13 protein-coding genes and 1 pseudogene are annotated in these 16,868 nt (G+C 62.6%); 6 read left to right on the forward strand and 8 right to left on the reverse strand.

Translation table 11 applies throughout. The features are described from left to right. Positions 1-8: 8 nt before the first annotated feature. From DID98_RS31920 to DID98_RS31930, 3 genes are all read left to right on the forward strand, one after another. Complete coding sequence (locus DID98_RS31920; RefSeq protein WP_124572013.1) at positions 9-1,196, forward strand: exo-alpha-sialidase; 1,188 nt, start codon at positions 9-11, stop codon at positions 1,194-1,196. Positions 1,197-1,300: 104 nt separating this feature from the next. Then, entirely contained in the window at positions 1,301-2,107 is an 807-nt protein-coding gene (locus tag DID98_RS31925) for a DeoR/GlpR family DNA-binding transcription regulator (RefSeq protein ID WP_124572014.1), read from the forward strand. Positions 2,108-2,118: 11 nt separating this feature from the next. Next, on the forward strand, positions 2,119-2,823 hold the full coding sequence (locus tag DID98_RS31930; protein WP_124572015.1) for an SDR family NAD(P)-dependent oxidoreductase: 705 nt from the start codon (positions 2,119-2,121) through the stop codon (positions 2,821-2,823). Positions 2,824-3,893: 1,070 nt separating this feature from the next. Here DID98_RS31930 and DID98_RS31935 read toward each other — a convergent pair. Then, positions 3,894-4,307, reverse strand: a complete 414-nt coding sequence (locus DID98_RS31935; RefSeq protein WP_062885772.1) for a helix-turn-helix domain-containing protein — start codon at positions 4,305-4,307, stop codon at positions 3,894-3,896. 92 nt (positions 4,308-4,399) lie between these two features. Here DID98_RS31935 and DID98_RS31940 point away from each other — a divergent pair, with 92 nt between their 5' ends. Next, a complete protein-coding gene (locus tag DID98_RS31940) occupies positions 4,400-5,353 on the forward strand; it encodes an aromatic alcohol reductase (RefSeq protein WP_062885773.1) in 954 nt (317 codons plus the stop codon). A gap of 378 nt (positions 5,354-5,731) precedes the next feature. Here the strand turns inward: DID98_RS31940 and DID98_RS31945 are convergent, their stop codons facing one another. After that, positions 5,732-7,192: a PLP-dependent aminotransferase family protein gene (locus DID98_RS31945; RefSeq protein ID WP_080465590.1), complete on the reverse strand. Its 1,461-nt coding sequence runs from the start codon at positions 7,190-7,192 to the stop codon at positions 5,732-5,734. Positions 7,193-7,335: 143 nt separating this feature from the next. Here DID98_RS31945 and DID98_RS31950 point away from each other — a divergent pair, with 143 nt between their 5' ends. Together DID98_RS31950 and DID98_RS31955 are read left to right on the forward strand one after the other, a co-directional pair. Then, positions 7,336-7,782, forward strand: a complete 447-nt coding sequence (locus DID98_RS31950; protein ID WP_062885775.1) for a carboxymuconolactone decarboxylase family protein — start codon at positions 7,336-7,338, stop codon at positions 7,780-7,782. A gap of 800 nt (positions 7,783-8,582) precedes the next feature. Beyond that, a complete protein-coding gene (locus tag DID98_RS31955; protein WP_260427373.1) occupies positions 8,583-10,097 on the forward strand; it encodes an LPS-assembly protein LptD in 1,515 nt (504 codons plus the stop codon). 240 nt (positions 10,098-10,337) lie between these two features. Here DID98_RS31955 and DID98_RS36430 read toward each other — a convergent pair. The 6 genes and pseudogenes from DID98_RS36430 to DID98_RS31990 all read right to left on the reverse strand — a co-directional run. Next, positions 10,338-10,511: pseudogene (locus tag DID98_RS36430) on the reverse strand (HU family DNA-binding protein); the annotation flags it as partial. A 473-nt stretch (positions 10,512-10,984) separates the two neighbouring features. Next, positions 10,985-12,034 carry a porin gene (locus DID98_RS31970; protein WP_124489638.1) on the reverse strand — a complete coding sequence of 350 codons (1,050 nt, stop codon included), beginning with the start codon at positions 12,032-12,034 and terminating at the stop codon, positions 10,985-10,987. Positions 12,035-12,181: 147 nt separating this feature from the next. After that, positions 12,182-13,126, reverse strand: coding sequence for a glycine betaine/L-proline ABC transporter ATP-binding protein (locus DID98_RS31975; protein WP_124489639.1), 945 nt, complete (start codon positions 13,124-13,126; stop codon positions 12,182-12,184). A 4-nt stretch (positions 13,127-13,130) separates the two neighbouring features. Then, positions 13,131-13,994: a proline/glycine betaine ABC transporter permease gene (locus DID98_RS31980; protein ID WP_124489640.1), complete on the reverse strand. Its 864-nt coding sequence runs from the start codon at positions 13,992-13,994 to the stop codon at positions 13,131-13,133. 90 nt (positions 13,995-14,084) lie between these two features. After that, the gene (locus DID98_RS31985; RefSeq protein ID WP_124489641.1) at positions 14,085-15,149 is read right to left on the reverse strand and encodes a glycine betaine ABC transporter substrate-binding protein; all 1,065 of its coding nucleotides are present in this window, start codon (positions 15,147-15,149) and stop codon (positions 14,085-14,087) included. 133 nt (positions 15,150-15,282) lie between these two features. After that, positions 15,283-16,533 (reverse strand): aromatic ring-hydroxylating dioxygenase subunit alpha, encoded by a 1,251-nt coding sequence (locus tag DID98_RS31990; protein WP_124489642.1) that lies wholly within the window; start codon positions 16,531-16,533, stop codon positions 15,283-15,285. Between the last annotated feature and the right edge of the window lie 335 nt (positions 16,534-16,868).

Consider the following 16,868-nt stretch of genomic DNA (forward strand, 5'->3'; position numbering starts at 1 on the left):
GAGATTTCATGAGCACCTACCTCGTTGAAGCGGCGAGCGCTGCGCCGGACCGTTTCGTTCGCACGGCCTATGCCGACGCGGAACGGCAAGAAGCGTTTCTGCCTACCGCGTGCGTGCAGAACCACGCGGCCAACCTGCACTGCCTCGCCAACGGCGACCTGCTGTGCGTGTGGTTCGGCGGTACGCAGGAAGGCATTCCGGACGTGTCGATCTACCTGTCGCGGCTTGCGGCCGGAACCAACGAATGGTCGGCGCCGCGCAAGCTGTCGGACGACCCGACCCGCTCCGAACAGAACCCCGTGCTGTTCACCGCACCCGACGGCCGCCTGTGGCTGATCTACACCGCGCAGTTGTCCGGCCATCAGAACACCGCGATCGTGCGCCGCCGCGTGTCGACGGACGGCGGCGTCACGTGGGGCCCCGTCGAAACGCTGTTTGACCGGCCGGGGACGTTCGTGCGCCAGCCGATCGTCGCGCTCGACAGCGGCACGTGGATCTGCCCGATCTTTCTGTGCCGCACGGAACCCGGCGAGCGCTGGGTCGGCAACGACGACGTCAGCGCGGTCATGGTGTCCGACGACCAGGGTCACACGTGGACGCTGCACGAGGTGCCGGACAGCGTCGGGTGCGTGCACATGAACGTTCACGTGCTGCACGACGGGACGCTGCTGGCGCTCTACCGCAGCCGCTGGGCCGACTTCGTCTACGCGAGCCGCTCGACGGACGGCCGCACGTGGAGCGCGCCCGAGCGCACCGACGTGCCGAACAACAATTCGTCGATCCAGTTCACGGTGCTGCAGAACGGCCACCTCGCGCTCGTGTTCAACGAAAGCGACGCGTCACACGGCAAGGAGCGCCGTGCGTCGCTGTACGACGACATCGAGGATTCGGAGGACAGCGACGAGCTGCGCGACCAGAAGGCATCCGCGTGCGGCACCGCGTTCTGGGGTGCGCCGCGCGCGCCGATGTCGCTGGCCATCTCGGAGGACGGCGGCAGGACGTGGCGGCGCCGCCGCAACCTCGAAATCGGCGACGGCTACTGCATGACGAACAACTCGGCCGACCGGCGCAACCGCGAATACTCGTATCCGTCGATCGTGCAGTCGCAGGACGGTGCGTTGCACATCGCGTTCACGTGGTTTCGCCAGAAGATCAAGTACGTGCGCGTCGACGAAGCGTGGGTTCGCGGCCGATGACGCTCGCCGCGGCAACTGGCCGGCCGGTGCGGCAATTCGATAAACTTGTCGGTCGAGCTGCGCGCCGTTGCGCGCCCATTCGATCAGACCAGGAAATCACGCTCATGAAAGTGACCAGGCGCCGGGAGGCGATGCTGCAGGCCGTGCTCGGCGGCATGACGGAGGTTGCGACGTTGTGCGAGCACTTCGGGATGTCCGAGGCGACGGTGCGCCGCGACCTGCGTGCGCTGGCGAGCGACCGCCGCATCCTGCGCACGTACGGTGGTGCCGCCGCGGTCGGCGGCCACGAGCCGGAACCGTCGCTCGAGGAACGGCGCGTCAGTTCGCAGGAGCAGAAGGAAGCGATCGCACACGCGGCGAGCGCGTTCGTCGAGGACGGCGACACTGTGTTCCTCGACGGCGGCACCACGACGGCGGCACTCGCACGTCTTCTCGCCGGCCGGACGGACGTGCACGTGGTCACCAACAACCTGCTCGTCGTGAGCCTGCTCGTGGCGTCCGGTGTGCACGTGACTGTGATCGGCGGCGACGTGCGCTCGTCCAGCATGAGCACGCTCGGGCCGCTCGCGCAGATTGCGCTGAGCCGGCTGAGCGTCGACAAGGCATTCCTCGGCGCCGACGGCGTGGTCGCCGAGCTGGGATTGTGCGAAGCGAGCAACGAGCAGTCGTATCTGAAGGAATGCGTGATCCGGCAGGCCGCCGAGGTGTTCGTGCTCGTGACCGCGGACAAGCTCGGGCGCGCGAGCCAGCAGTACTGGACGCCGCTCGAACGCGACTGGACGCTCGTGACGGACGACGGCGCGCTGCACGAGCAGCTCGAGCCGTTTCATGCGCAGGCGCGGGTCACGGTTCATGCAGTCGGCACGAAGCCGGCGACTGCGTCCGGCAGTTCGCCGCAGGTTCAAACGTAACGGGAGAGATCGTGGCGCAACGGGAGCAGCCGGATTCGGTGTCACGTCATGCCGTCGTCACCGGCGCGTCGTCGGGGATCGGCCGCGCGATCGTCGAGCGTCTGCTCGCCGACGGCTGGCGCGTCACCGGACTATGCCGGTCGCACGTCGAAACGGCGCACGAATCGCTGACGATCGTGCCGGTCGACGTCACCGATTTTGCGGCGCTCGCGCCCGTGTGCGACGCGCTAGGCGCGGTCGACGCGCTCGTGCATGCGGCCGGCTTCATGCGCACCGCGCCGCTCGGCCAGCTGTCGCACGACGACGGCGCGGCGATGTGGCGGCTGCACGTCGACGCCGCGACGTTTCTCGCCGATCGCCTGGTGCCGCAGATGCCGGCCGGCGGACGGATCGTGCTGCTGGGCAGCCGCACCGCGAACGGCGCGGCCACGCGCAGCCAGTATGCGGCGACCAAATCCGCGCTCGTCGGCCTCGCGCGATCGTGGGCCGCGGAACTCGCGCAGCACGGGATCACCGTGAATGTCGTCGCGCCGGGCGCGACCGACACGCCGTTCCTGCGCGATCCGGCGCGTGCGGCCACACCGCCGAAGCTGCCGCCGATCGGGCGATTCATCACGCCCGACGAGGTCGCCGCGCTGACCGCGTTCCTGCTGAGCGCGGATGCAAGCGCGATCACCGGGCAGCAGATCGTCATGTGCGGCGGTGCATCGCTTTAACACGGCGCCGCCGGTGTTGAAGTTCGTAGATACTGCTGATGGTGTCCGTTCGAGCGCTAATTGTGTCCAGTGATTCCGCTAACGCGGGGTGGCAAACGTCAAGCTGAGGAAGTACGCAGCGGCAGGTCGCTGGCGAGGCGTTTCATCGACGTGCGCTGAATTCCGAGCGATGGTGTCGAAGCGCGACAGAGGCGCGTACCACGGCTGTTGACGTAGATCAAATTAAAGTTGTCACCGTTTGGGAAGTAAAAATGTCACTTCGCCGCCTCGCGCCGGCGATGAAGAGCGAAACCGTCGTGAATTCATGGGGTTGCACGTCGCGAACTAAAGTTGTCACCGGCCACGGTGTTGCGAAGACCAGTGTCAACTGCCGCGCGGCGCCGTTGCAGCGCCGGCAACCCCTGTCACGCGTTGTGCGAAACCCGAGTTTGAATGGGTGATCGTACTGTCGTGATAACAAAGCTTATCTCGTTACCAGAACGTTCGGCGAGGTCGGCAAACAAGCCCGTGCGCCGTCGAGCGGCCGTTCTGGAGCCGTGCGAGAGGCGCTTCGCGACCCACTCCGGTCAGACAGCCGCCTCCAAACCGGTCAGTCAGTCGAGTCAATGTTTTCGCGAACTGGAGCACCATAAAGCGGACGTTGGCGGCCTCACCCAATCGGGCCACTTGTGGGCGTTCGACCGCGCTCTCGCGGCGGACATTCGAACGTCAGTTCCGCTCAGCTATCAGACTCTGCCTTGTCGAAATGTGCCGTCGTGCTTCGGCGGCCCGATTGGCGACGCGTAGCGTGATCATCGAAGATTTGAACACTGGCGTTGGCGGTGTTAGCGCTTGCGTCACCTGCTGACTGAGAATTCGCAGTACAGGACAGTTTTCCCCGATAACAATCAATCTTCGTGCGCCAGCCGAAACAAGACATCAGCGAGGGGCGCGAATCTTGGACGTTGCGGCTCGTTGGGATGGATAGACGACGAAGTAAGAAATGCGCGGCCGCCATAAGCCTTTCACTCAGAGACGTCAATCCTTATCCCCGCCAGGGAAGCAGGGAATGCAAATCAACAATCGGCAAGCTACGAGCTCGCGTCGCGGTTCTGGCTGTCGAAAATCCGCCTCGCTTCTCTGAAGCGGTCCGCATTCTCGACAATCCAGGTCCACAACGGGACCATGCGAACGAGCAGGTCCATGCCCGTGTCGGATAACTCGTATTCGACTCTAGGGGGCACTTCATCGAAATCGTGACGGAGCACCAGACCGTCACGTTCGAGTTGTCGTAACGTGCGCGTCAACATCCGCTGAGTCACCCCGTGCATGCGCCTGCCGATTTCGGCATGGCGCAGCCTGCCGTACACGCCAAGCGTGTGGACGACACCGAGCGACCAACGACTCCCGGCGTGTGCGAGCACCTCTCGCCGCAGTCCGTCATCATCGTCTCGCAGGCCGTCGCAAACGGTTTGCGAATATCGGAGAAGTTCGTCTCGATCCAACTATCTGGCTCCCAGTATCACGCATGTGCCTTCTTTCATACACGTCCATGCATTGCTAGACTGCCGCAACACATTTCTCAGCAGGCTAGACGATGAACCAAACAGATCCTAACGCCACGTCTCAAAACATTCTCGTGCTCGGTGCTGGCGAACTTGGCCTTCCAGTGCTACGCAATCTCGCACGTCGAGCGAAGGACGTGGCCGGCGCGAAGATCAGCGTGCTGCTGCGCGCAAGTGCCGTTGAGTCCAATGCACCAGCCAAGCAACATGATATCGCGGAGATTCGAGACCTTGGGATCGAGATCGTCGTGGGCGATCTTGTGAAGAGCTCTATTGATGAGCTCGCAGGCGTATTCGCAGGATATGACACGGTAATCGGTTGTGCGGGCTACGCAGCCGGCATCGACACGCCGATGAAGTTGGCGCGGGCGGCGTTGCAGGCGCGCATCCCGAGGTACTTCCCGTGGCAGTTCGGTGTCGACTTCGATGTGATCGGTCGTGGCAGTCCGCAGGACATCTTCGACGCACAGCTGGACGTGCGCGAGTTGCTGCGCAGTCAGCACGAGACCGAGTGGGTCATCATCTCGACCGGCATGTTCATGAGCTACCTGTTTGAGCCAGACTTCGGTGTCGTTGACCTGCAAAACGACGCAGTCCACGCGCTGGGCAGCCTCGACACCGCCGTGACGCTGACGACGCCCGATGATATCGGCGCGCTGACTGCCGAGATCGTGTTCGCTCAACCCCGTATCCGGAACGAAATTGTATATCTGGCCGGTGACACCGTGACTTACGGGGTGGTCGCCGACAAGCTGCAAGCGGCCCTCGGCCGCCCCTTCAGTCGTTCCGAGTGGAGCGTGCAGTATTTGCTGGATGAGCTGGCGCGCGACCCGAACAACATGATGCGCAAGTATCGTGCGGCGTTTGCTCAAGGGCGGGGTGTCGCATGGGACAAGAGTGGGACGTTCAATCAACGCCATGCCATTCCAGTCACCGACGTAGCATCGTGGATCGACGCAAACCTTGCTTCGGGCCGCAGCGAGTAATCGTGAATCCGACCATCTAGGCAAACGGCATCGACGACTGCTTCCCCGGAAAGAAAGCCCGACCCCAGCGATGGGTGGGGGCTCCCGTATTCTGTACTGACTTCAACCGAATTCTGCTGGATGAAATCGACGTGTGAAAGCAATGTGGCAGCTGGCGGAAGTTGCTCGTCAGCGGTCGTTGACAGCGCTGAAGATTGGATGACGGGTTAGGGTCGGGCTGCGTCAGCCCCCTCTTCAAACTCATCGCCGGAAAGCGGCCAGTGGAATTCCGCTTCCGGAAGCGGCCAGTCGGCAGTGCGTACTCACGACCCGAAGTGGACCGCCGATATGCTGAGACGGATGACCGCAAAGCTCTCAATACCGGTCCATCCAAGCCGATCAAAAGAAACGATGGCTTGCATCGACGCCTCGATGTTGCGAGATGCGTGCTGAAACAACATCTTCGAGCGCATCACACGCCGCACGGATGTTGTCGGGCCGAAGATTCGTTACGCTCAAAAGTAGGCCGTTCCTCGCGAGCTCTGTCCGTAGGTACCACGCAGACAGCGCAGACGGTGCAAGATTTTCCTTGCGCGCGGAATGAACGATCTCCAGGTCATCGACGCCATCAGGCAACTTGACAATCAACCCCAATCCCGATTCCACGACCTCCGTAAACCGCTTTCTGAGCAGTTCAACAGCGAGATAGCGGCGCTCAGCGTAGACCTTCTTCATGTGTCGGAGGTGGCGCATGAAGTGTCCATCTGCGAGAAACTCGGTTAGTGCCAGCTGTGTCGTCCTATTCGGAGCAGGTGCCATTACTGAAACTGTTTCGACAACGCGTTCGGCCAGTGCGCGCGGCGCGACGACGAAGCCGAGGCCCAGCGCGGGGCTGATTGTCTTACTGAATGCGCCGATGTGGATCACGCGTTGCGCGCCATCACCCGCAGCCAAGGCGGGCGCCGCCCGTCCAACCAACTGTAGTTCACCCAGGTAGTCATCTTCGATGATCCAGGCATTCTTTGCTTCAGCCCATTCGAGCAGGGTACGTCTTCTCATCGGCGAGAGGGCGACGCCCAGCGGCGCATGTTGGCCTGGCGTAACCAGCGCTAACGCGGCATGCGGAGCACGAGCGATTCCTTCCTCGACACGTAATCCCTCGACATCTACGGAGATGGGGGCAACCGTAAGCCCCGCCAGCTCCAGAGCTTTCCTTCCGAGCGGATAGCCCGGTTCTTCGATCCACGCGGTGCGACCGTGAGCTCTGAGCGCGATCAGTGTAAGCATCAGTCCCTGACGGTATCCACTGGTCACAAAAACTTGATCGGGATGGCATTGAATCTGTCGGCTGATGGCCAGGTGACTGGCAATCTGTGCGCGCAAGCCGCGCTCGCCGCGAGGGTCGGCGTAGGTCGTGTATCCGGTGGCGTCCGCCCGGACAGCCCGCGCTCGCATTCGAGCCCAGACCTTGGCGGGGAATGCATCGTGAGCCGGTACGCCCATCTGGAACGGTAGTGGCGCGCTCGAATACGGTCGTGTAAAGGCATCCAGTGGCCCATCGAGCGGAATCTCGGTCTCGGTTGGCGCTGGAGGAAGTTGCGCGCAGACGCGTGTGCCGGCGGAGCCTGCGCCGACCACTAGCTTCTCGGAAGCCAGCCGCTCGTAGGCCACCAGAATCGTTCCGCGCGCGACGCCGAGCTGAGCAGCGAGATCCCTTCCAGAGGGTAACCGTCTTCCGGGTTGAAGACGGCCGTCGACAATCGCTTGCCTGAGGCTCGCGTAGATCTGCTCGCCAACGGGCGCCGCCGCAGTACGGTCTATCTCGATCGCAAGCGTGGGCATAGTCTTTGGCTCAGTCATTTCGCCAATTCTTGGGCCTGTTGTCCGTAATCTCGGGCTAGTAACGTCGCGTTATGTCATGAGTCACGCGCGAAGGGGAAGTAACCAACCCGCGACCGTGACCCAAGAGACGTTATTTTATGGCCAAACGGCAAAGGACAAAGATGACACGCTTGAACTGGAGCGAGATCGCACCGGACGGCGCAAAAGCGCTTTTCGGTGTCCATCACTATGTGACCAAAAGCACCAACCTGCCCGAGGAACTCATTCATCTCGTGTTCCTCCGTGTTTCACAGATTAACGGATGTGCCCATTGCATTGATATGCACAGTCGCGATCTTAGAAAGACCATGTCCATCGACAAGGTGACCCTGGTGCCCGTGTGGGACGAAGTCCCACACCTGTTCTCCGCTCAGGAGCGCGCCGCCTTGGCTTGGGCCGAAGAGGTGACTCTCGTCAGCGAAACGCATGCTTCAGATGAAGCCTATGCGGCGGCCTCGGCGGCGTTCTCGCCGAAGGAACTTGTCGACCTCACGATAACGATTGCCGCGATGAACGCCTTCAACCGTCTCGGCGCCCCATTCCGACTCCCGGTCGCCGCCAGGACGTGAGTTCACAGAGGCATCGGACGCCGACTCGACCGACTAAATCCGCGCTGTGTCGTCAAGCCAATGGATACGGTTAATTGCCGCAGCGGCTACTGAAAATGCATCAGCCAGTTGCGACCTCATGTAAAAGGGCGAGGCGGATACGGAGGTCGTGTGCACCTGCCGTTTCCAAGCTAAGGCTCGGTCCATAGCGTGCGAGTCAATCGAATCTGACCGGCGGTCATCCGCCAGGAAATGGTCACTCTCCTTGCGTCTTGTGCGGCCGCTTCTGGCTGCGTGGAGGCAATGCCACCTGCGATCTGCTCACCGAAGACCGGCCATTGAGCGAGGGCGGACGAGGCCTCGGTCAGCCAAACTGGACGACGACCTCGACCGGCCGCTCATGGCCGGAAGCCGTCAGTAGCGGCCGAGCCGCCACCGCCCATGCAGTCCTCCAGGGCGTGTCCGGGGCGGGGCGTCGCGACTGAACGATTCGCATACCGAGAATCGTATATAAATCATGCCTCTACGGTCGTTCAGGGGAGCGTACGACGCGAATTGACGACTTTGCTTCGGACATAGACGAAGTGACGACATTATTTCGGTGAGATTGTCGATAATGTCGTCAACTCGGGCGCGAAGAGCCACGTGCGACGGACACCTCGAATTGACATCTTTGCTTTGCTCTACGGCTGAACGGCGAGCGCAAGACCGGGATCCTGCCGCCCACGTTCGCGATCAGCTCGACCAACGGCTATGACATTGCCGTCCCGGTCTATTTCAATCTCGCGCCGAACTACGACCTGACGGTCACGCCGCGGCTGATGATCAAGCGTGGCGCGATGCTGACGACCGACTACCGCTACCTGAGCCCGACCTATTCCGGTTCGCTGTCCGTCAGCTTTCTGCCGGACGACGCGACGACGCACACCAACCGCTACTCGATCGCGTTTCAGCATCGCGAGAACCTCGGCAACGGCTTCGCCGCGTATGTGAACTACAACCGCGTGTCCGACGCGTCGGTGCCGTCCGACTTCTCGAGCGCGAACTCGCTCGCCGTCGGCTCGCAGACGCTGTTCCAGCAGGAAGCAGGCGTGACCTACAACCACGGCCCGTGGTCCGTGCTCGCGCGCGTGCAGAACTGGCAGTCGTTTACCACCACGCCGCCGTACAACCGTGAACCTGAGCTCGATGCGAAATACACGCGCTACAACGTTGACGGCTTCGATTTCGGCGCGGACGTGAACGCAACCCGCTTCACGATCCCGACCGCCGACTCGACCGAAGGCAACCGGCTGACGGTCGATACCTACGTCAGCTACCCGATCGTCGCACCAGACTGGTACGTGACGCCGAAGTTCCAGTGGCACGCGGCGTCATACGACCTCACGTCGATCGGCAGCGATGCGCCGGCCGGCCAGCCGAAGAACTTCAGCGTCAACGTACCGACCGCGAGCCTCGACATGGGCGCGACGTTCGAGCGCGCGGTCCAGCTGTTCGGCATCGACATGATCCAGACGCTCGAACCGAGGCTGTTCTACGTCTACACACCGTATCGCAACCAGACCTTCGCGCCGGCGTTCGACACCGCGCCGCTCGATTTCGGCCTCGCGGAGATCTTCACGAGCAACCGCTTCGTCGGCGGCGATCGCGTGAGCGACATGAACCGGTTGACTGCTGGCGTCACCACGCGCTTCGTCGATGCGGGCAGCGGAACCGAGCTTGCGCGTTTCGTGCTCGCGCAGGAGTACTACTTCCGCGCGTCGCAGGTCACGATGCCGGGCGACACGCCGCCGACCGTCGGCCCGTCCGACGTGATCGCCGGCGCCGCGTTCCATGTGGGCACCGGCCTCGAGCTGCAACAGGCGGTCGAATACAACCAGTCGAGCAACGAGCTGACCCAGGCGACGGCCGGCATCGACTGGAAACCGGCCGACGGCAAGGTCGTCAATTTCGCGTACCTGTATGCGCGTGCGAATGCGACGCTCGACGACGAGCCGGAGAACCAGGTGCTGTTGTCCGCGCAATGGCCGCTGACGCATGCGCTGTCGGGCGTCGGCTCGGTCGACTACGATCTGGCCGCGCACCGGCTCGTCAGCGGGCTACTCGGGTTCCAGTATGCAGCCGATTGCTGGGCCGTCGGCTTCGCGCTGCAGAAGTACACGAGCTACAACGGCACAACCTCGCCGACTACCGGTACGCGCGTGCTGGTGCAGTTGCAGCTCAACGGGCTGAGCCACATCGACAACGGGCTGATGCAGCAATTCAGCGCGAATGTGTCCGGTTATTCAACGCCGACGCTACCGGCACCGACCTCCCGCTTCACTGACTACCAGTAGGAGACATGTTGCTTCTCAGCGGTTATAGCCACTGCATTTCACAAAATCTGATTCACCGAGCAAGAGTCAGGGTTAGATGGCGGCCGACATGGACTTTGGAACCACCCGATAGCAACAATAATCTGGCGTCACCATTCCGGGCAGCAACTTTACACGCACGCAATCATGCCGGCAGTTGCACTGATAGGAAGCTAAACGACCACCGATCGCGCCATTGTGCAGACCTCTGCGCCTTCTACGCTGACCTGTCGCCGGATTTCTACCGGTCCGAGCGGCGCGCTCCCCTTGCGAGAACGAGCCAAAACCGACAAGCTGCACGCTATCGCCCTCGCTGACGGCGTGTGTTATGACGTGCAGTATGGCTTGGCTTGCCTCGCCGGAGACAGTCTTGCTAAGGATCAGCTGAAAATCAATCTGCCCGGCAAATACATCGCCGGCATCCCGGCCGAGGCAAATCCATTCTCGGAAGAAGAAATCGCCATGCTGGCTGCGAAACCGCATGACCTCCCCCCCACATCACTACCCCCCGTCGCCACTCTCCAACTCAAGAATGATCGCGCATCGCATGGCGGCTCCCTGTTTCGAAATTTGGGAGACGACACGCTTTCATTTGGCCGCTTCCCGGCGTCTTTAACGGCTTCATCGACTCGTGAAGGGTGCGCTAAAAAACGGTGTGAGCGTCGATGAGTTCAAAGCTACGCGTGCTGCAAGCGACTGCTTGTTTGGGTATTCCACATGACCTCGGCAGGTTCGCCGCGTCGCATGAGGTGATGGTGGCGGAGGGGGCGTTGAAGTAACGGAGCCTGCAGACGTGAAGGATCGGCACGCGACGGACCATGCGATTCTTCCGCCGCGACCGGACTCCCGATCGCGGCCCATCCCTGCACTCAGAACTTGTGTCGAATCGCGACGCGTACGGCGGTCTGCACGCTCGTGTTCGACGATGCTCCCAAGGCCGCCTCAGCCTGCGTGCCGAAGCCGTGATCGTGCGCCAACGTTCCGACCAGATAGACATCGGTGCGCTTCGACAGGAAATAGTCTGCACTGAGAATGAGCTGGTTCGCGCTTCCGACGTTATTGTTGCGGGCCTGATACTGCAACCCGCCGGCGAGCGACAACGCAGGGGTCACGAGATAGCTGACGCCACCTTCGACGGTGGTTGCACGGGCCTTGTCCCCGCTCGACAGCCGCACGTCGGTCACGTAACCGAACACGCGAGCCTTGCCGACGTTGTACGCCGCCCCCGCCGCGTATTCGACGGAGTTGGCGGACGGCGTCGCGTTATGGATGGACATGTACGCGAGTGCCGCACTGAACGGTCCGTTCGCATAGCTCACGTAGAAGTTGCTGGAGCTGTTCTGCCCGAGCGACCCGGCGACATTGCCGAACCCGTACATCGCGCCGAACGTGAACCCGCCGATGACCGGCGACTCGTACTTGACCGCGTTGTTGACCAGATCGCCCCACACGTGGTTATCGAGCGCGTACCCGCCCGACGCGTAGGTCGGCAGGCTCCAGCCCAGCAGCCCGGCCGGCGTATTGGCGGCAATCGCATACGCGGGGAAGTAGTAGCCGATGAAATCGTACTGGCGACCGAGCGTCACGGTGCCCCAGTTTCCGCTCAGGCCGACGAACGATTGCAGGCCGAACTCCGCGCCGCCACCGAGCAGCTTGCCGTTGCCGACGTCGAACGAACTTTCGAGGGTGAAGATCGCCTTCGTTCCGCCGCCGAGGTCTTCGGTTCCGCGCATCCCCCAGCGGCTCGATTGAGCGACGCCCGACTGAAACTGCAGGGATGCACCTTTCCCGGACGAATCGTTGACGTGATTGGTATAGGTCACGCCTGCGTCGATCAAGCCATACAGCGTGACGGACGATTGCGCGCACGCCGCCCCGCAGATCAAGGTGGAAGATACTGCAAGCATCGTCTTTTTCATTATGGACTCCTCTATTATCGAGTGATGAAACTGACCTTATGAACGCATGTCGATTCCTTTCAACGCGCTTCCCGTCGACACCGGCGGACCAGCAACCCTGCGGCGGCGTATCCGCCAGCGAAGGCGCATCGCCCGATCACGATCGAATCAACTGGCTTCCACGAACCGCCGCACGTAGTCGTTCGCCGGCGCGCTGCGAATCTCGTCAGGCGTGCCGACCTGGATCACCACGCCGTCCTTCATGATCGCGATCCGGGAGCCGATCTTCATCGCTTCGTCGAGATCGTGCGTGATGAACACGATGGTCCGTTTCAGTTCGGCCTGCATTTCCAGCAGAATGTCCTGCATCTCGCATCGAATCAGCGGATCGAGCGCGCTGAACGCCTCATCCATCAACAGAACGTCGGGCTCGGACACGAGCGCCCGTGCCAGTCCGACGCGTTGCCGCATCCCGCCCGACAGCTCGTCCGGGTATTTCCGCTCGTATCCCTTCAGTCCGAGCCGGCCGTTGATCCAGGCACGCGCCACGTTGTCGGACTCAGCCTTTGCATCGCCGCGAATCCAGCGGCCGAATACCACGTTCTCCAGTACCGTCTTGTGCGGCAGCAGCGCGAAGCTCTGAAACACCATGCCGATGTGATGGCGGCGCATCTCGCGCAGCGCGCGCGCCCCGAGCCGCAGCACGTCGGTGCCGCGAAACAGCAATTCGCCGGCATTGGGCTCGATCAGCCGATTGAAGTGACGCACGAGTGTCGATTTCCCGGACCCGGACAATCCCATGATCACGAAGATCTCGCCTTCGCGAATCGACAGCGACACGTCGCGTACGGCGACGTTGCAACCGGTCTGCTGCAGGATTTCGTCTTTCGGCATGCCGGTGCGGGCCATCGCGATCGCGTCGTCGACGCGGCCGCTGTGCGGACTGAACACCTTGTACAGGTGGCGCAGCTCGAGAATCGGCACGTCGGTCGCGATGCCGGCAGCGCCGCGCGTGGCTTCGGGTTCGCGGCGATCTGCGCGGACGCCGGTCGACACACGGCTCGATTCTGCGTCGAGCGATGTACCTGTATTGCTGAGCGTCGAAGGATTCATTTGATTATGTCCGTGCATGGCGGCGTGCGCGCTTGCCCACGCCGAAAGACTGGGTGATGCGGTCGAATACGATCGCGAGAATCACGATAGCCGCACCGGCCAGGATGCCCTGCCCCATGTCCAGGTTGTTGATGCCGGACAGCACGTCTTCGCCGAGCCCGCGCGCGCCGATCATCGATGCAATGACGACCATCGCGAGCGACATCATCACGGCTTGGTTGACGCCTGCCATGATGGACGGCAGCGCGAGCGGCAATTCGACCGCGATCAGTTGCTGCCACGAGGTCGCGCCGAACGAGCGTGCGGCCTCGACGACGTCCTCCGGAACCTGACGCAGGCCAAGGTCCGTCAGGCGAATCAGCGGCGGCAGCGCGTAGATCATCGTCGCGAAGATCGCCGGCACGCGACCGAGCCCGAACAGCATCACGACCGGGATCAGGTACACGAACGATGGCAGCGTCTGCATCATGTCGAGCACGGGATTGAACACGCGTGCAAGGGCCGGACTGCGCGAAATCGCGATGCCCGACGGCACGCCGACGATCGTCGTCAAGATCAGCGCGGTCAGCATGATCGCGCACGTCGCCATCAGCTTGTCCCACAGCCCAAGACAGCCGATCACATAGGTCAGTGCCATCAGCAGCGCCGCCGGACCGATTCGGCGAGCGCCGAGCCATGCGATCACGCCGATGACCGCGATGACCGCGAGCGGAGGCGTCGCCTTGAGCAGCGCTTCAACGGGATTCAGTGCGTACAGCAGCAACACCGCACTGACGTGATGAAAGACGTCGCCGTAGCGCGCGACGACGCTGGTGAAGAACTGGTTGATCGCATCGCCCAGTTCGAGCGAATAAAAGATGCCGTTCACTTGGGTTCCTTCATGTTCGGGCTCGGTCCGCACACGCGGCGCGTGCGGACCTCGATTGCGCGGGATCGCACATGGCAGCGGCGCGACGCCTTACTTCAGGCTGGCCGCGACCTTTTGCGCGGCCGCAGCCGGTGCCCATTGGGCAACGAGCGACGGGTTGGCCTTCAGGAAATCCACCGCTGCCTGGCGCGGCTGCACCTTCTCGGTCGCCATGCGCGCGATAGTGGTGTTCAACGCGCCGATCGAGAACTGCACCTTTTCGAACAGCGACATCAACGCCGGGTCGGAATCGGCCACCGAGTTCGACACAACGACGCGCAGCGAGGTCGGCGGCGACGCGGAGCCGCACGGATTCGGATCCTTGCTGCCGTTAATGGTCTTCCAGCAGGCAGCGTTGTAGGCCGGCTCGTCGAGCTTGACGGCGCGGAAGCGACCGAGGATGGTCGACGGCTCCCAGTAATAGAACAGGATCGGCTTGCCGCGCGTGAATGCCGACTCGACGGCGGCGTCGAGCGCTGGCCCGGAGCCGGGATGGAAATCCGTGTATGCGGCGCCGATCTTGTAAGCCTTCATCTTCTGTTCGGTGTCGGACTCGCACTGCCAGCCGATCGGGCAGTTGTACAACCGGCCACGCGACGGTTCTTCGGGATCGGCGAACACGGACTTGTACCGCGGCAGATCCGCGACGCTCTTCAGGTCCGGCGCAAGGGGCTTGATGCCGCGCGCGGGGTCGCCCTTGACCACGTATTCCGGCACGTAATAGCCCTCGACGCTGCCGCCGTTGACGAGCGAACCCAAGATCCTGACCCGTCCATCCTGTACGGCCTTCTCGTATGCCGGCGTACGTCCGGCCCAATACTCGACCATCACGTTCAGGTCGCCCGTCGTGATTGCCTGCAACGCGATCGCGTTCGTCGCGGTCATTAGCTCGGTCTTGCAGCCGTAGCCCTTCTCGAGCACATAGCGAACCACTTCGGTCATGAACTTGGCGCTATCCCAGCCCATTTCGGCGAACTTGACCGGCTTGGATGCGGCACACCATGACGATTGCGCCACATCGGCCGCATGCGCGGGCGTACCCAGCAATGCCGCCGCACCGACGCCGCATGCGGCCAGCGTACGCGCCGCGTTGAACTTGAAAATTCGTTTGAACATGTCTCACTCCGCCCGTTGATTTACCTGGATGACCGGCCCCGCGCTGCTGTCAGGCCCGGCCGGGAAACGCTCACTGCTCGTTGTCTACCGCCGCTCACGGCCTGCCGGCGAGTCGACGGCTGCGCGACCGGCGTCATGCGGCCTGGACCGCAACCGTCGGGCGCGACTGCGCGATACCTTCGCGCATCGCATCGAGGTACCAGTCGATGAAGGCCATCACGCCGCTTTCGACGAGCGGCGAATACTGGCCCGGCTCGTACCCCCTGGAATTGATGCCGAGCTGGTTCGTCTCGACGAGTCGCTGATCCTGCGCGTTGGTGGCCTTCCATACGGCCGTCAGCGTGTCGAGGTCGTAGTCGACGCCTTCGACCGCGTCCTCGTGGACAAGCCATTTGGTCGTGACCTGCGTTTCGCGCGGGCCGAGCGGCAACAGCCGGAATGCGATCGCGTGATCGCCGAGCGCGTGATTCCACGTATTGGGAAAACGCAGCAAGCGCAGCGAGCCGACATCCTGCTCCGGCAACGTGCCCATCACGCGCGTGCAGGCCGGTTCGCCCGACATCGTGAACGACAGGCCACGCTCCATCGCCGCGCGAATCAACCGGTACTCGGGCGCCTCCTCGACGGGCGCATAGGGCAATCCGGCCGCCGCCCAGCGCGCTTCGTCACGCGCGGTTTTCTCCGCAAACGCGATGCCGTCGCTGCCGTAGCGCGGATCGGTCGGACCGTCGTACTCGGAAATCGTCCGCAGCAGCTCCGGATGGTTCGCAGAGCAGTGATAGCACTCTCGATTGTTTTCGATCGCGAGCTTCCAGTTGCCCTTCTCGACGATGGTCGATTCGAACGCGACCTTCGCATGGTCGAAGCCGTGCGGTGCGAGATAAGGCGCTACGCGACGGCTGAACGACGAAAAGTCCTGCGGCTCATCGGCGAGGCTGATGAAGATGTATCCGGACACGACTTCGCACGCGACAGGCTTCAATGCATGCCGGGACGCATCGAACGATTCGCCCATGTTGCCGGCATACGCGAGACGGCCATCGAGCCCGTACGTCCATTGGTGATACGGGCAAGCAAGCATGGGCGACGAGCCGCGCTCGCCCGCGCAGATGCGCGAACCGCGATGCCGGCAGGTGTTGTAGAACGCGCGGATCGCGCCGTCGCGGTCACGCACGACGACGATCGACGTTTCACCGATCATCAACGTGAACCAGTCGCCCGGCTTTCCGATCTCGCACGACAGGCCCGCGAACAGCCAGTAGCGTTCCCAGATCAATGCCATGTCGGCGGCAAACAGTTCGTCGTCCTTATAGAACGCCTGCGGTAGCGGGCGGCCGGGCACACACGCGTCCAGCAGCGATTTGAGCCTCAGAGAATCGAACATTGAACGTCCCGTGCTTCAGTCGTTGCGTGCCGTCGTTGCCGGCGGCACGGCGACACCGGTGTGTCGTTGAGACGATTTCATGACGACATAAAGGGCTCGACAAACCACTATTTCTGATTCGATGCATGACAATTCACATGCAACTATCGTCAGACCACGCAGAGGCTTTTGCATCAAGGCACGCGTAAACGGCGCGGCGCCGGCCGATGCCGGCGGGGCACGCCGCATAGGTGTTAGTCCTTAACAGGAAACGTGCATGCGAAGCGAAATCGGAGGCACAGTGCTGCGACGCAAAAGGGGGCGCGCTGATATGGCGCATGTCGTTGAATCGCGTG

This window comes from Burkholderia sp. Bp8984 (assembly GCF_003853755.1).
Taxonomy (GTDB): Bacteria; Pseudomonadota; Gammaproteobacteria; order Burkholderiales; family Burkholderiaceae; genus Burkholderia.

What these genes read in the sequence shown, in the direction of transcription:
- DID98_RS31945 (WP_080465590.1), bottom strand. Translation starts at nt 7,192, where the DNA reads ATGACTGAGCCAAAGACTATGCCCACGCTTGCGATCGAGATAGACCGT.
- DID98_RS31940 (WP_062885773.1), top strand. Translation starts at nt 4,400, where the DNA reads ATGAACCAAACAGATCCTAACGCCACGTCTCAAAACATTCTCGTGCTC.
- DID98_RS31990 (WP_124489642.1), bottom strand. Translation starts at nt 16,533, where the DNA reads ATGTTCGATTCTCTGAGGCTCAAATCGCTGCTGGACGCGTGTGTGCCC.
- DID98_RS31950 (WP_062885775.1), top strand. Translation starts at nt 7,336, where the DNA reads ATGACACGCTTGAACTGGAGCGAGATCGCACCGGACGGCGCAAAAGCG.
- DID98_RS31920 (WP_124572013.1), top strand. Translation starts at nt 9, where the DNA reads ATGAGCACCTACCTCGTTGAAGCGGCGAGCGCTGCGCCGGACCGTTTC.
- DID98_RS31925 (WP_124572014.1), top strand. Translation starts at nt 1,301, where the DNA reads ATGAAAGTGACCAGGCGCCGGGAGGCGATGCTGCAGGCCGTGCTCGGC.
- DID98_RS31970 (WP_124489638.1), bottom strand. Translation starts at nt 12,034, where the DNA reads ATGAAAAAGACGATGCTTGCAGTATCTTCCACCTTGATCTGCGGGGCG.
- DID98_RS31955 (WP_260427373.1), top strand. Translation starts at nt 8,583, where the DNA reads ATGATCAAGCGTGGCGCGATGCTGACGACCGACTACCGCTACCTGAGC.
- DID98_RS31975 (WP_124489639.1), bottom strand. Translation starts at nt 13,126, where the DNA reads ATGAATCCTTCGACGCTCAGCAATACAGGTACATCGCTCGACGCAGAA.
- DID98_RS31985 (WP_124489641.1), bottom strand. Translation starts at nt 15,149, where the DNA reads ATGTTCAAACGAATTTTCAAGTTCAACGCGGCGCGTACGCTGGCCGCA.